16 protein-coding genes and 1 riboswitch are annotated in these 15,022 nt (G+C 37.6%); of the genes, 8 read left to right on the forward strand and 8 right to left on the reverse strand.

Features of this window, described 5'->3' with window-relative positions; all coding sequences use genetic code 11:
- Window positions 1–51: 51 nt before the first annotated feature.
- The 3 genes from yidD to ytzI form a co-directional block, all read right to left on the reverse strand.
- Window positions 52–285: a membrane protein insertion efficiency factor YidD gene (yidD, locus tag ACIPKN_RS00090; RefSeq protein WP_082172819.1), complete on the reverse strand. Its 234-nt coding sequence runs from the start codon at window positions 283–285 to the stop codon at window positions 52–54.
- Window positions 282–443: a hypothetical protein gene (locus ACIPKN_RS00095; protein WP_248716946.1), complete on the reverse strand. Its 162-nt coding sequence runs from the start codon at window positions 441–443 to the stop codon at window positions 282–284. The genes yidD and ACIPKN_RS00095 overlap by 4 nt, the downstream gene beginning before the upstream one ends.
- Window positions 444–512: 69 nt before the next feature.
- Window positions 513–659 carry a YtzI protein gene (gene ytzI / locus ACIPKN_RS00100; RefSeq protein WP_400932280.1) on the reverse strand — a complete coding sequence of 49 codons (147 nt, stop codon included), beginning with the start codon at window positions 657–659 and terminating at the stop codon, window positions 513–515.
- Window positions 660–797: 138 nt separating this feature from the next.
- Here ytzI and ACIPKN_RS00105 point away from each other — a divergent pair, with 138 nt between their 5' ends.
- From ACIPKN_RS00105 to ACIPKN_RS00115, 3 genes are all read left to right on the forward strand, one after another.
- Window positions 798–1,115: a transposase gene (locus ACIPKN_RS00105; RefSeq protein WP_132364602.1), complete on the forward strand. Its 318-nt coding sequence runs from the start codon at window positions 798–800 to the stop codon at window positions 1,113–1,115.
- A 326-nt stretch (window positions 1,116–1,441) separates the two neighbouring features.
- Window positions 1,442–1,906 carry an NUDIX domain-containing protein gene (locus ACIPKN_RS00110; protein WP_400932284.1) on the forward strand — a complete coding sequence of 155 codons (465 nt, stop codon included), beginning with the start codon at window positions 1,442–1,444 and terminating at the stop codon, window positions 1,904–1,906.
- On the forward strand, window positions 1,890–2,666 hold the full coding sequence (locus ACIPKN_RS00115; RefSeq protein ID WP_142510674.1) for an alpha/beta hydrolase family protein: 777 nt from the start codon (window positions 1,890–1,892) through the stop codon (window positions 2,664–2,666). Before ACIPKN_RS00110 ends, ACIPKN_RS00115 begins: the two co-directional genes overlap by 17 nt.
- A 179-nt stretch (window positions 2,667–2,845) precedes the next feature.
- Here the strand turns inward: ACIPKN_RS00115 and ACIPKN_RS00120 are convergent, their stop codons facing one another.
- Entirely contained in the window at window positions 2,846–3,802 is a 957-nt protein-coding gene (locus tag ACIPKN_RS00120; protein ID WP_400932287.1) for an alpha/beta hydrolase, read from the reverse strand.
- A gap of 122 nt (window positions 3,803–3,924) precedes the next feature.
- Window positions 3,925–5,511 (reverse strand): phosphoenolpyruvate carboxykinase (ATP), encoded by a 1,587-nt coding sequence (gene pckA / locus ACIPKN_RS00125; RefSeq protein WP_400932290.1) that lies wholly within the window; start codon window positions 5,509–5,511, stop codon window positions 3,925–3,927.
- Window positions 5,512–6,128: 617 nt separating this feature from the next.
- Window positions 6,129–6,248, forward strand: a riboswitch (SAM riboswitch).
- Between the two features lie 324 nt (window positions 6,249–6,572).
- On the opposite strand from pckA, the gene metK reads away from it, so the two are divergent.
- Entirely contained in the window at window positions 6,573–7,769 is a 1,197-nt protein-coding gene (gene metK / locus ACIPKN_RS00130; RefSeq protein WP_400932293.1) for a methionine adenosyltransferase, read from the forward strand.
- Window positions 7,770–7,947: 178 nt separating this feature from the next.
- On the opposite strand, the gene ACIPKN_RS00135 is transcribed toward metK, so the two are convergent.
- Window positions 7,948–8,466 (reverse strand): gamma carbonic anhydrase, encoded by a 519-nt coding sequence (locus ACIPKN_RS00135; RefSeq protein ID WP_400932296.1) that lies wholly within the window; start codon window positions 8,464–8,466, stop codon window positions 7,948–7,950.
- A gap of 136 nt (window positions 8,467–8,602) precedes the next feature.
- Between ACIPKN_RS00135 and ACIPKN_RS00140 the strand changes: the two genes are divergently transcribed.
- The 3 genes from ACIPKN_RS00140 to ACIPKN_RS00150 all read left to right on the forward strand — a co-directional run bounded on the left by ACIPKN_RS00140 (window position 8,603) and on the right by ACIPKN_RS00150 (window position 11,846).
- Window positions 8,603–9,409: an alpha/beta hydrolase gene (locus ACIPKN_RS00140; RefSeq protein WP_132364588.1), complete on the forward strand. Its 807-nt coding sequence runs from the start codon at window positions 8,603–8,605 to the stop codon at window positions 9,407–9,409.
- A 127-nt stretch (window positions 9,410–9,536) separates the two neighbouring features.
- Complete coding sequence (locus ACIPKN_RS00145) at window positions 9,537–11,039, forward strand: alanine/glycine:cation symporter family protein (protein WP_400932299.1); 1,503 nt, start codon at window positions 9,537–9,539, stop codon at window positions 11,037–11,039.
- A gap of 168 nt (window positions 11,040–11,207) precedes the next feature.
- Window positions 11,208–11,846 carry a superoxide dismutase gene (locus ACIPKN_RS00150; protein ID WP_400932302.1) on the forward strand — a complete coding sequence of 213 codons (639 nt, stop codon included), beginning with the start codon at window positions 11,208–11,210 and terminating at the stop codon, window positions 11,844–11,846.
- Between the two features lie 147 nt (window positions 11,847–11,993).
- Here the strand turns inward: ACIPKN_RS00150 and mnmM are convergent, their stop codons facing one another.
- Together mnmM and mnmL are read right to left on the reverse strand one after the other, a co-directional pair.
- Window positions 11,994–12,572 (reverse strand): tRNA 5-(aminomethyl)-2-thiouridylate-methyltransferase MnmM, encoded by a 579-nt coding sequence (mnmM, locus tag ACIPKN_RS00155; protein ID WP_400932305.1) that lies wholly within the window; start codon window positions 12,570–12,572, stop codon window positions 11,994–11,996.
- Entirely contained in the window at window positions 12,569–13,525 is a 957-nt protein-coding gene (gene mnmL, locus ACIPKN_RS00160; RefSeq protein WP_400932308.1) for a tRNA modification radical SAM protein MnmL/YtqA, read from the reverse strand. Before mnmL ends, mnmM begins: the two co-directional genes overlap by 4 nt.
- 211 nt (window positions 13,526–13,736) lie before the next feature.
- On the opposite strand from mnmL, the gene ACIPKN_RS00165 reads away from it, so the two are divergent.
- Entirely contained in the window at window positions 13,737–14,915 is a 1,179-nt protein-coding gene (locus tag ACIPKN_RS00165) for an MDR family MFS transporter (RefSeq protein ID WP_400932311.1), read from the forward strand.
- The last annotated feature ends 107 nt before the right edge of the window (window positions 14,916–15,022 follow it).

Here is a 15,022-nt window from a genome sequence, read left to right on the forward strand (position 1 = left end):
CTATAATAACGCACATTTGAAAAAAGCACAAGAAAAAATGACCCTCGAAAATTAATTCTTTTTCGAAGGCCATTTTTCAGGTACTGGATCAAAGCCACCTGGATGGAACGGATGGCATTTTGATATACGTTTAATTGTTAAATAGAATCCTTTAATGGCACCATGTTTTTGAAAAGCTTCAAGTCCATAGGAGGAGCATGTAGGATGGAAGCGACAGGATGGCGGTGTCATAGGTGATATAAATTTTCTGTAAAACTTAATGAGCCATATAAAGGGATATTTCATAGTTGTTTATCCTTTTGTTGAGCATTGATTTGCTTAGGCTTAGCATCGATAGTTTGTGTAAAGAAATTGCTTTTTTTCTTCAACAAGACAATAACAGAAACGCCAAACATAAGCATCATCATTGCGATCATAATGATTATTGGTAATGGTACTCCCATTGCGTTCACCCCAAATTCTATTGTTAATAATATTATAAAAGAATGTCTTAAAAAAATGTACAAAATGAACTAGTCATCATCTTGATGAAAGCTTTGCTGTGGTTTATCATCGACTGTATGTTTAAAAGCATACGCACGGTTGACACTTAAAATAGTCGCGACCGTTACTAATATTACGATGATTGCTGCTACAACGAAGAGTGTGATTAAACTCATGGCATTCACTCCGTTCCTTATTCATACTCTCTATTATAAATTAGATAATCTTACTTAGTTGTGAAGGAAGTTTGACATTCCAGCGAATAAAACAGTCATTTTACCACCATACTATAGTAAAAGGAGTGTTTTGTAGAGATGGATCGTCAACGTGTATATTTTTCACTTGCCAATAGAACGTATTATACAAATCCATATGCAGGACAGTGGAACTTTGAACTCAACATAGATCGCCAAGCATTAGATGTATTTGAAAAGATTTTTCAGCAAATGCAAATGTTAGAAATCGCGAATGCGTGGCGTGCGCAATTGCCATATATACAGTATCATCTTGATAGAGAAAATGATGAAATTGATTTGCGATTAAAAAAAATCTATGCACTTGTTCATGAGTATGGGGATGCGGATACGAAGGCATTTGTTGAACAACTTCCATATTTCAATAAACGTGTCTAAAGGTAGGGTCACTGAAAAACATCAGTGACTCTTTTTTATTGATGAAAGTTAATTTCTCTTGACGGATTAACCATTATCATAAGAGAAGAGCACATGTTTTTAGGCGTCAATTTGTGGCACTGTTATTGTTTGAGATCGAATGAACATAATAGTAGATGTCGTATTACTTCTTAATAGACGCCTATCGCACCGCTTAATGGAAGTTAATATTAGTGATTTTATCTGTTGATTGTACATACATGAATACTCTATAGTGAAATAAAAGGTCATCACGGTAACGCTGATTCGACTCAGTGTATGAAATATAGAATAAGGAGTTGAAGAGCATGTTTACATTTACAGATTTAAATGGTTTACAAGTGGATTTAAGTTTTAAAAGAGATGAATTGGACACTGAGCCTAAGCATGTACTTGTTTTATTAAAACATGAAAATAAGTGGTTATGTACGATTCATAAACGACGTGGTGTCGAGGTTCCAGGTGGAAAGCAAGAACCTGGGGAAACATTGGAGCAGGCAGCAATTAGGGAAGTATTCGAGGAGACTGGTGTTCATGTGAAAAATCTTAGATGGTTTGCAGAATACGCCGTTCATGATGACATCTTATTTTGTAAAACGGTCTTTACCGCGCAGTTTGCGGGGCAGGAGGACATTGAATTTGATTTAGAAACTTCAGGGATGACTTGGCTAACGGATGAAGAATTTGCTCATCATCCAAATTTAAGCTTTCATATGAAGGATGCAGGAATGCAGAAAATGCTGGAGGAGTTGAAGCATTATGATCAATGGTAAGATCGTTGGAAAACGTCCTTATCCTTCGCCTAATCCAGCTATTCGTTTAACGGAAATCACGTATATGTCACATGGCTTACGTGTGAAGGGATTACTAGCGGAACCTAAGGCAGAAGGTACATATGATGGCTTTTTATATTTACGGGGAGGCATGCAAAGCATTGGCATGGTTAGACCTTCGCGTGTCGCGCAATTTGCAGCTCAAGGCTTTATCGTTTTTGCTCCATATTACCGTGGCAATCGAGGTGGAGAAGGTCGAGATGAATTTGCAGGAGCTGATCGGTATGACGCTGTATACGCAGTAGACGTGCTAAAACAGTTTTGCAATGATAATATTCATGTTTTTGGTTTTTCACGTGGTGGCATTATGGCGCTTTGGACTGCTATTTTACGTAGAGATATTACATCTGTTGTGACATGGGCAGGAGTATCTGATGCAACAGCTACATATTGGGAGCGGACAGATATGCGCAGGATGATGAAGCGGGTTATTGGAGGGACGCCTAATCGTGTACCAGATGCTTATGACGCTCGAACACCACTTTTTGAGATAGAGCACATTACAGCTCCAGTACTTATTATTCATGGCTATCGTGATGAAAATGTAGATATTGAGCATGCGAGACAATTAGAATTTTATTTAAAGGATGCTAATAAAAGATATGAAACATGGTATGATCTTCGCTATGCTCATCAGTTTCCACCGGCCGAAAATCGAGCAACAGTACATGCACTGTGTGAATGGATGAAACGTCAATAGATGACGCTTTGAACCAACGTAGGATAAAATTAGAAAATCAACGCCTTTTTGATAACTCTTTTTTAAAATGGCGTTTTCTGTTTGAAAAAACTGCTCAGCAAGCCCGAAGAATTGCTCAGGTAGATTAAAAAACCGTACAGGTGCTTAATATCAGGCACCTGTACGGTAGAAAAAGATATTTACTCTGTATATTTTGCTAAGAAGTTATTAATAGTTTTCCAGTAAGAGTCTCCAGCAACGCTTTCTGCAAGGCTATGTCCGGCACCTTCAACTATAAATTTCTCCTTCGGTACATTGGCAGCCTCGTATACTTTATCTAGCATATCAGATGGAACAAATGTATCATTACTTCCATGAATGAATAGCATAGGTGTTTTCGATTTCGCTACTTGCTTGACGCTATCAGCTTCACCAAGCGTATAGTCAGCTTTTAACTTCGTTACAATTGAAGAAAACTGCATAATGGGGAATTCAGGTAACTTAAAGAGTTCTTGCAATTGATAGGAGAATTCATCCCAAACTGAGGAATAACCACAATCCTCAATGATAGCCTTAACATTGCCAGGTAGCTCCTCTCCTGAGGCCATCATCACTGTAGCACCTCCCATGGAAACACCATACAAAATAATTTCAGCGTTTTTATCAGAACTGATCACATTATTAATCCAAGAGACTACATCAAGTCGATCATGCCAACCCATACCGATATAGTCACCCTCACTTTTTCCATGAGCCCTTGCATCAGGTACGAGAACATTGTAGCCTGTATCGTAAAAATGCTTAGCATACTTTGTCATTTGTGAGCCATCAGATGAATATCCATGGAAAACAATTGCCCATTTATTTGTTTCGTTTGTATTTTTAAGTGTATAGGCATGTAATTTTAAATTATCGAAAGCCTGTATGTAAGAGTCCTTGTAATTCTCTTTAAACCACTTCTCGCTCTCTTCTTTTTCTTTAGCATCCTTAGGACTAACAGCAATAGAATTGTGCGGAGCATTAAACACATCTGATTTATCAGTATTAGGATTTAAGGCAAAATTATAAAAATAATTCCCTGCAAAAAATCCAGCCACAACAAACAATACTAATAGCAGACTGACAATGGTAATAATCACTTGATATTTTTTTTTCATATATATCCCCCTAAAACTACTATTATGTATTATACACAAAGTTACTAATATGAAAAGTAGAATTCTCAAAATAGGGAATAAAAAAAAGGGAACGACTGAAATCGTTCCCTTTGCTTAGTAAATTATTTTAATGGACCGCCAAGTTTAGTGATAGCTTCAGAAACATTTGAGAATTTCTTGAAGTTTTCGTTGAATAAACCAGCAAGTTCAGCAGCTTTTTTATCATAAGCAGCTTTGTCTGCCCATGCATCACGAGGATTAAGCACTTCTGTCGGTACACCTTCAATAGAAGTTGGAATGTTTAAACCGAATACTGAATCTTGAATTGTTTCAACATCAGTTAATTTGCCATCAATTGCAGCACGTACCATTGCACGAGTGTAAGAAAGCTTCATTCGGCTACCAGTACCGTATTCGCCACCAGTCCAACCAGTGTTCACTAAGAATACTTGTGCACCGTGCTCGTCAATTTTTTGACCTAACATTTCAGCATAAACTGTTGCTGGAAGTGGAAGGAATGGAGAACCGAAGCAAGTTGAGAATACTGGTTCTGGCTCTGTTACACCACGTTCTGTACCAGCAAGTTTAGATGTGAAACCGCTTAGGAAGTGGTACATTGCTTGCTCTTTTGTTAATTTACTGATTGGAGGTAATACACCAAACGCATCAGCTGTTAAGAAGATAATTGTTTTTGGGTGACCTGCAACAGATGGATCAACAATATTTTCGATGTATTGAATTGGATAAGCTACACGCGTATTTTCTGTTAATGAACCATCATCATAGTCACAAACTCGAGTTTCTGGATCAACAGCTACGTTTTCTAGAACAGAACCGAAGCGGATTGCGTTGTAGATTTCTGGTTCTTTTTCAGCAGAAAGGTTAATTGTTTTTGCATAGCAACCGCCCTCAATGTTGAATACACCGTTATCAGACCAACCGTGTTCATCGTCACCGATAAGCTTACGGTCAGGATCAGCTGATAAAGTTGTTTTACCAGTACCAGATAAACCGAAGAATAATGCAACATCTCCAGCTTCACCAACGTTTGCTGAGCAGTGCATTGAAAGGATGCCTTGTTGTGGTAACAAGTAGTTCATAATACCGAAAATAGATTTTTTGATTTCACCAGCGTATTCAGTACCACCGATTAGGATAATTTTCTTTTCTAGTGATACAATGATGAATGTTTCAGAAGCAGTACCATCAATAGCAGGATCTGCTTTAAAGTTAGGAGCTGAGATAACTGTGAAGTCAGCAACATGAGAAGCCAATTCTTCTTCAGTTGGACGGATAAATAATTGATGAGCGAAAAGATTGTGCCAAGCATATTCATTGATTACTTGGATGCTTAATTGCGAATCTTTGTCAGCACCAGCAAAGCCTTTGAATACGAATAATTCTTCACGTTCTTTTAAATATTTTACTACTTTTACATATAAGTTATCGAACACTTCAGAAGAAATTGGTCGGTTAACTTTTCCCCAGTCAATTTTATCCTTTGTGCTCTCTTCTTCTACCGTATATTTATCTTTAGGTGAACGACCAGTGTATTTGCCAGTTTCTGCACGAACTGCGCCATCTACTGTTAACATAGCTTCACCACGAGATGTAGCTTTTTCAGCTAATTGTGGTACTGAAAGTTGAACATTAATGTTACCGCCGTTTAATAATTCCTTCAGTTCGTTTGCAATTTCTACTGAATTCATCGATTAAATACCATCCTTTTTTATAGTATTCCCTTGAGTCTGAGGGAGATTTTCTTAATTTCAAAAATAGTATAACACAATTGCTTAAATAATCTATACTAATTCAGAAATTATTTTTCAGATTTTATTACTTTTCAAGAAAACGACAAAAAGTAAATTGATTCGTTTTTATAATGCTTTTTACCCTATTTATAAGTGATCACACATTCACTTTCGACACAGCAAAATTGTGTTTGGAAGCTTTTGGCTAACATGGGGTTCGCACAGGATGTGAAGTTTTAGCTTGTTTTTTATAGTTGGAGCTTGTCTTCGACTAAAAAGGGGCTATAATCATATTCATCCACCACATGTTTTGTAGCTAACGCTTTGCTTTTGCTGCAAAATGTACTGTAAAGGGTTACACATATGTTAACACATGATGTGAGGTGGAGAGTAGGGATTATTTTGTTTTAATTTACAGCATAACCCAAATTCCTTTCTGTATAAATCCCATACTTTCTTTGAATACAACCAATTATGCCACAGCATGCTTTCGCCAGAGAAGACACTCGCTGAAAGAAGATAAAAATATTTGACAATGTTCGACCATTTACGTATTATGAGATATTGAACGGATACTCTTATCCCGAGCTGGTGGAGGGTCAGGCCCTGTGAAACCCGGCAACCTGCATGAACTATTTCACGACATGCGCTGGTGCCAATCTGATGCAAGGGGAAACTCCCTTGAACGATAAGAGTGAAAGGTTACGAAGTCATTATTCCTTTCCTCATGTTAAGTAAGCGTGAGAAAAGGATTTTTTTATTGTTAAAAACGAATTAAAGGAAAGTATACAGTCCTTTCCTTATTATAATGACGGATCTTTCGAAAATCCTCGTGTTAAAAGCATCAGCTGTTTATTTGTGCGAAAGCGTAGTGACAGCAACAAATGTTTACTGTGCGAAAGTGCAACGACAGCAACAACGGCTTGAGAGTTCAATCCTTAGGGGCGAACTTGACATGGGTAATGAGTACCGTATTAATTCGCAAATATTATTTGTAAAAGTAATAGGAGGAAAATCAAATGACAAACCGTCGACTGTTTACATCAGAGAGTGTAACAGAAGGACATCCAGACAAAATTTGTGACCAAATCTCGGATGCCATTTTAGATGCTATTTTAGCAGAAGATCCAAACGCGCGTGTAGCGTGTGAAACAACAGTAACAACAGGCTTAGCGTTAGTAGCAGGAGAAATTACTACTTCTACTTATGTAGATATTAAAGGTATCGTTCGTGATACTGTAGCAGAAATCGGTTATACACGTGGGAAATACGGCTTTGATGCTGAAAACCTAGCAGTACTTGTTGCGATTGGCGAGCAATCACCTGATATTGCCCAAGGTGTTGACCAAGCATTAGAGGCGCGTGAAGGCTCTATGACAGACGCTGACATTGAAGCAATTGGTGCAGGTGACCAAGGTTTAATGTTCGGTTATGCATGTAACGAAACGCCAGAGCTTATGCCATTACCAATTAGTTTAGCGCATAAATTAGCTCGTCGTTTAACGGAAGTACGTAAATCTGGTGAATTAGCATATTTACGCCCAGATGGAAAAACGCAAGTAACGGTTGAATATGATGAAAACAATGTACCAGTACGCGTTGATACGATTGTCATTTCAACACAGCATGATGAAGAAGCTACACTTGAGCAAATTCAAGCAGACTTAAAAGAATTCGTTATTACTCCAGTTGTTCCAAGTGAATTACTAGATGCCGATACTAAATATTTCATCAACCCAACTGGCCGATTCGTAATTGGTGGTCCTAAAGGGGATGCTGGTTTAACTGGACGTAAAATCATCGTTGATACATACGGTGGCTATGCACGTCATGGTGGAGGTGCTTTCTCAGGTAAGGATGCAACTAAGGTAGACCGTTCAGCGGCATATGCAGCACGCTATGTGGCGAAAAATATCGTAGCTGCTGGTTTAGCTGATCGAGCTGAAGTACAACTAGCTTATGCGATTGGTGTTGCTCAACCTGTATCTATTGCTGTTGATACATTTGGAACAGGAAAAGTTACGGAAAGTGAAATTGTAAAATGGGTACGCGAGCTATTTGATCTACGCCCAGCGGGGATTATTAAAATGCTTAACCTTCGTCGTCCTATTTATAAGCAAACTGCCGCATATGGTCACTTCGGTCGTACAGATTTAAATGTACCTTGGGAACAAACAGACAAAGCTGACGCATTAAAAGAAAAAGCAGGTTTATAAACTATTCAGCTAAAGCAATGAAGTGTCTGGAAAAATATTTTAAAATACTATTACAGAAAGGGGCTCAATATTCTTATAGCCCCTTTCACTGTTTTTAACGAAAAAAATAAGCTCCTAATCATAATCATGGGGGGCTCGGTTACCCAAGAAAACGTGGAGCTGCTTTGATTTAGTTAAATTAATTTTTTAGTTGAAGAGATTTATAGTATTGACCCTTTTCTACATATTCACGTATGATGCGTTCCATATCTTCTTTATCTTCATCATTTAATTCTCTTACAACTTTTGCAGGACGGCCTAGTGCTAAGCTATTTGGAGGAATTACTTTGCCTGGAGGAACTAGACTACCCGCCCCAATGAATGCACCCTCTCCAATCTCCGCTCCGTCTAATACTATAGAGCCCATACCTATTAAGGCTTTTTTTCGAATCGTACAGCTATGTAAAGTTACTTGATGTCCTACTGTTACTTCATCTTCAATAATTAGTGGATATTTAGGGCTTTGATGTAAGCAACAGAGGTCTTGAATACTAACTCTTTTTCCTATAATTGTTGGTGATACATCTCCTCGAATAACTGTGTTAAACCAAATTGTTGTTTCAGCACCTATTGTAACGTCGCCAGTAACTGTTGCATAATCAGCAATGAAAACAGAAGGATCGATATTGGGTTTTTTACCTTTAAATGGATAGATCATGAGTATCGCCTCTTTTCTTTCTATGATGTAATATTATCGTATCAAATACGCAACATGATGGAAATATAAAATTAAAATGATCTAGATATTCCGATATAATCATTGTGTAATTATTTTTTTAGGAGGACTATGTGAAATGTGGAAATGGGAAGCTGATGGACAAGCAAAGGCTGTGGTTGCTATTCTTCATGGTGCATATGAAAATCACCGTTGGTATGCATGGCTTATAGAAAAACTTAGATTGGAAGGCTTCCACATAGTCATGGGGGATTTACCTAATCATGGAGTAAATGTAGGATATTCAAAAATTCACGATGAAGATTTTAAAGAATACAACAAATATACAAGGAATTTAATCGAGAATGCATTTTCGTATAATTTACCTGTCATTTTAATAGGACATGGGCTTGGCGCGACTCTATTACTACATACCATGCAAAAACGAAAATATGAATGTGCAGGAATTATTTTAACTTCACCATGGCTTCATTTAAAGCTATTGCCAGGTAAACTCTCAAATGCTTTAACTAGTTTAAGTGCCTTGACTGCCAATGTGAAACTGACCCATGAAATTACATTAGAATCATTAACGCGCAGTATAGAAGGTAGAGATGAGATGAAGGATGAAGTTCCTTTTTCATCCGTTGTTTCAGTGAAATGGTATCGCGAGCTACAACAAATGATGCGCAATTTAGTGTTATTGCCTAAGGCTGAATTCCCAAATAGGCCTATGTTAGTTATGACAGCTGAAAAAGATAACATTACTGAAACTAAACAAACAAGGAATTGGCTTTATCAGATGGAATTTACAGAGTTTCAATTCAAAGAATGGGCAAACTGTTATCATAATCTATTTCATGAAGTAGAGCGTGACGAGATTTTTGTTTATATACGTGATTTTATTAATAATGCTCTTCGAAGAATTGGCTATATAATTGAATAGTGAATTTCCTCTCCAATTAACTAGAAAAATTACTAACTTTTTGTTACTTAAATATAATGTTGTAATTTTCTGAAAAGTGTAATACTATAATGACTTAAAGTGATGCTTTTCAAATTGGAGGGGTAAAATGGAAACAATTGTTGGGAAAATTAATGAGATTTTGTGGGGACCATGGTTTATTTATGGCATTTTGTTAATTGGGCTCTTCTTTTCAATCATTACACGGTTCCTACAAGTAAGACACATTAAAGATATGTTTGTTTTAATGTTTAAAGGCGAAAAATCGGAGAAGGGGATTTCCTCTTTCCAAGCGATGTCTATTGCATTATCTGGTCGAGTAGGTACAGGTAATATTGCCGGTACTGCTACAGCAATCGGGATGGGGGGACCTGGTGCTGTTTTTTGGATGTGGGCAATCGCCTTTATCGGTGCGGCAACTGCTTACGTGGAGTCGACGTTGGCTCAAATTTATAAAGAAGAGAAAGACACAGAATATCGTGGCGGGCCAGCTTTTTACATAGAAAAAGGAATGGGGCAAAAGTGGTTTGCAGTTATTTTCGCTGTTGCCGCATTAGTTGCCATGTTAATTTTGATGCCAGGTGTTCAATCGAATGCAATTGCGACAGCAGTTGAAAACGCTTTCGATGTTAAGACTTGGATAACAGGACTTATTATTGTCGTACTATTAGGTACTATTATTATCGGTGGTATAAAATGGATTGCCAATGCTGCACAAGTCATTGTACCGTTTATGGCATTAGCATATATTCTGATGGCCATCATTATTATTGTAATGAATATTAAAGAAGTACCAGCTGTATTTTCATTAATTTTTTCTAGCGCATTTGGAGCGCAAGAAATCTTTGGTGGTATTATTGGCTCCGCTATTGCATGGGGGGTTAAACGAGGTATTTATTCAAATGAAGCAGGTCAGGGGACAGGTGCGCATCCGGCAGCGGCAGCAGAAGTATCACACCCTGCTAAACAAGGTATCGTTCAAGCAGCTTCAGTGTATATTGATACGCTATTAATCTGTTCAGCTACAGCATTTATGATTTTATTTACTGGTATGTATAATGTACACGATGAAAAAGCGGGTACTGATTCATTTGTTTATGTTGGCGATTTCAACAAAGGCGGATTAACTGGAGAAGAACAAATCACATTTGCGAAAAGTATTAAAGAAGGCGCAGCATTCACACAATATGCAGTTGACTCTTCACTACCAGGTTTTGGTGGACCATTCGTAGCGATTGCCTTATTCTTCTTTGCTTTTACGACAATTATGGCATACTACTACATTGCAGAAACGAATGTGGCTTATTTATTCTCAGGAGGTACAGAAAAAGTCGTCATATGGCTAGCTAAATTCGCAATTTTAATTTCTTCATTTTACGGTACAATCCGTACATCCGATCTTGCTTGGGCAATGGGGGATGTTGGGCTAGGTCTAATGGTTTGGATTAACGTTTTAGCGATATTAATTATTATGAAGCCTGCTATAGTCGCTTTAAAGGACTATGAGAAACAGAAAAAAGAAGGAAAAGATCCTGTTTTTGATCCTCGTAAACTAGGAATTAAAGGAGCAGATTTCTGGGTAGACTATAATGAAAAACGTAAAAATAAATAGATAAAAAAGAGAAAGCTATCTAATAGATTTTAATATTCTATTAGATAGCTTTTTTGATTTTATAAAAAGAAAATAAATTTTCTGTTGACTGCAATAGAAAAAGAAGGTATATTTTGTTTTAAGGAAATTATCTTTCCTTTGAGAAACATTTTGGGAGGAGGTGAAAAAATGACTGTGTTCCATTTACCGAAACTATCATATGATTATGATCAGTTGGAGCCTTATATTGATGCTAGAACGTTAGAAATTCATCATTCTAAGCATCATGCTACGTATGTAAATAATTTAAATGCGGTCTTAGAAGGTCATAAGGATTTACTAAATATGTCATTAGAAGATTTATTACGCAATCTTGATGTACTTCCAGCTGACATTCAAACAGCTGTACAAAATAATGGTGGAGGTCACTATTGCCACAGTTTGTTTTGGGAATTGATGAGTCCCTGTGGTGGTGGCAAAGCGAATGCAGATATGGGAAAGGCGATTGATTATTATTTTAAAACGTTTGATAATTTTCAGGATCAGCTTTCTAAAGCAGCAATTACCCGCTTTGGAAGTGGGTATGGCTGGCTAGTGCTTGATGGCGAACAATTAACCATTATGAGTACAGCTAACCAAGACACACCTTTAAAAGAAGGGAAAATTCCTCTACTCGTTATTGATGTATGGGAACATGCATATTATTTGAAATATCAAAATCGCCGACCTGAATTTGTTACGAATTGGTGGAATACTGTCGATTGGGATAAAGTCAATCAACGATATGTGGATGCAATGAAACAACAAACACTTTTAAAATCTAACTAAGCTAAGTTAATTAAGGTAATTTGACATGAAAGTAATAATTAAGTACTCCTCCCTATCCCCCGCGCCATCGGGGGATATTTTCTTTTCAAAATTAAAAGGCAGATTCCAATGTTCTATCGGAATCACGCCTTATATCGAAAGGTTTAATTAACTTAACGAGTAATCTTTCATTTTCTCCAAAGCTATCACAAAGGGTGGATCATTTTGTTGATTTAGAAACTCGTATTTTAATACATGTACATATTTTTGGGGAAGTTGACTGACATATTCTATCACTGCATCCCGTTCTTCCTTACCACCCGGATGACCGTGATAAATGACAAGGACAATAAGACCACCGATTTTGAGTAGCTTTAGCAAATCTTCAATCGCTTGTATCGTTGTATTTGGCTGTGTAACGATGTCGTGATTACTACCAGGCAAATACCCAAGATTGAAAATTGCAGCAGCTACCGGCTTGTGTACATAGTTGGCTACTTCTTCATGCCCTCTATGCAAAACAAGTGCACGGTGCTCTAAGCCATGATCTAAAAGGCGGTGGAGAGTTGCATCAACAGCGCTCTTTTGAACATCAAATGCGTACACTTGACCTTCATCGCCGACAAGCTGTGCTAAAAACAATGCGTCGTGGCCGTTACCCGCTGTGGCATCCACTGCAGTGTCTCCCTCTTCAACTGTATCTGTTAGTAGCTGTTGTGCATATTGTAAAACACGTTGTAGCTTCATTTGGCAGCCTCAGCTCGATAAAATTTCCCTTGCCAGCTTCCACGTCGTTCAAGTTCTGCATCAATGCCATTTAATACTTCCCATTTATTAACACTCCACATTGGGCCAATCATTAAATCAATTGGTCCATCGCCTGTGATACGGTGAATAACCATATCCGGTGGTAGAATTTCAAGTTGATCTGCTACAAGCTTTGTATAAACGTCTTGATCTAAAAATTCTAACATGCCCTTTTCATATTGCTTAACCATTGGCGTACCTTTTAAAAGGTGTAGTAAATGAATTTTAATGCCTTGTACATCAAGTTTTGCGACTTCACGAGCAGTTTCCATCATCATGTCATAGTCTTCAAGAGGAAGACCATTAATAATGTGCGAGCATACGCGAATACCATGCTTTCGTAGCTTGTTAACACCTTCCACATATGTTGCATAATCGTGGGCGCGGTTGATAAGATTTGCTGTTTTTTCATGCACAGTCTGAAGTCCGAGCTCAATCCATAAATAGGTACGCTCGTTTAATTCAGCTAAATATTCAACTACATCATCTGGCAGACAATCTGGGCGCGTTGCGATGGATAATCCAACAACTCCCTCTTGAGCCAACGCAGCTTCAAATTTTTCCTTTAATACAGGAAGTGGTGCATGTGTATTTGTATATGCCTGGAAGTAGGCCATATATTTGCCATCCTTCCATTTTTGATGCATTTTGTTACTGATTTCAGCAAATTGTACCTCGATAGTATCAACTTTATTGCCTGCAAAATCACCTGAACCTGCTGCACTACAAAACGTACAACCTCCGAAGGCAACAGTACCATCACGATTTGGGCAGTCAAAGCCTGCGTCTAGTGCTACTTTAAAAACTTTATGACCAAATTGCTCACGTAAATAGCGATTCCATGTATAATATCTTTTCCCATCTGAAGGAAAAGGAAAGTTTGTCTCTGTCATTTATTTCACTCCTCTAACGTTATATTTTATCACGTGCTGGTGCTTCCGTCATGATTTATGTGAATGACTGGAGCAAATCATGAGGAGTACCGAACGAAACCTATCACTATTCTAAAGCCTAAGTAAAAAGAGTAAATTTATTTTTCTTGTGCTTTTGTATTTTTCAACATAAACTAACTATTTAGAGTAGCGAAACAATGGAGGTCGTTCTATGCCAAAAAGTGTTTGGTTTTTAATTATCGGAATGTTTGTGAACACAACAGGCAACTCGTTTTTATGGCCTTTAAACGCCATTTATATGCACGATTATTTAGGGAAATCACTTGCGATGGCAGGCTTTGTGTTGATGTTGAATTCTGCTGCCGGCGTATTAGGAAATCTCTTAGGTGGTTATTTATTTGATAGAATAGGTGGCTATAAATCAACAATGTTGGGCATTCTTTTGACAATTTCCTCATTAGTTGCTTTAACGATTTGGCACGACTGGCCACATTATGTGTGGATTTTAACGATACTTGGCTTTAGTGGGGGTATTGTCTTCCCAGGAATGTTTGCTTTAGCTGGAACTGCGTGGCCTGAGGGCGGACGAAAGGCTTTTAACGCAATTTATTTAGCTCAAAATGTAGGAGTGGCGATTGGTCCTGCACTTGCTGGCGTTGTTGCTGATTACAAATTTGACTACGTCTTCATTGTCAACTTAGCTATGTATATATTGTTCTTTTTTATAGCGTTTTTTACTTTTAAACGATTAGAAGAGGGAAGCATTGCACCGAAGAATGTTGTGAGTGAAAGTAAGCGAATTATTAATAAAGCACCGTTTTATGCATTATTAATTATTAGTTCATCCTCTGTGTTATGCTGGCTAGCTTATTCACAATGGAGTGCGACTATTTCTTCCTATACGCAAGATCTAGGATTAGGGTTGAAACAGTACAGCTTACTTTGGACAATTAATGGCCTACTTATCGTTTTAGGGCAACCGCTAATTGCGCCGCTAGTGAAACGTTGGGAAAACAAATTGAAGCGTCAATTAGTTTTTGGCGTTATCCTGATCGCAATATCCTTTGGCATCATTGCATTTGCGAGTGATTTTAAAATGTTTGGAGCAGCAATGGTTGTGCTAACTTTTGGTGAAATGTTTTATACGCCTGCTTTACCTACCATCGCCAATCAGCTTGCACCAAAAGGGCGTCAGGGTTTTTATCAAGGGATTATTAATAGTGCGGCAACTACAGGTCGTATGATTGGCCCTCTATTTGGTGGTATTATGGTTGATCAGTTTGGCATGATTGCTCTCGTATTAATCCTAGTAATTATTGTATTGTTTGCGATTATTCCATGCCTTATCTATGATTATCCTTTACGAAACAAGAAAACAGTGACAGATTAATAGTTAAATTTAACAAAAATATTTTCAAAACGAGCAAAAAATGTGTGGGAAACACGTTTTTTGCTCGTTTTTTAATAGTTGATATTGAAAGTCAACAAATTGTGGCG

It is taken from the genome of Lysinibacillus sp. NPDC086135, from assembly GCF_044746345.1.
Classification (GTDB): domain Bacteria; phylum Bacillota; class Bacilli; order Bacillales_A; family Planococcaceae; genus Lysinibacillus.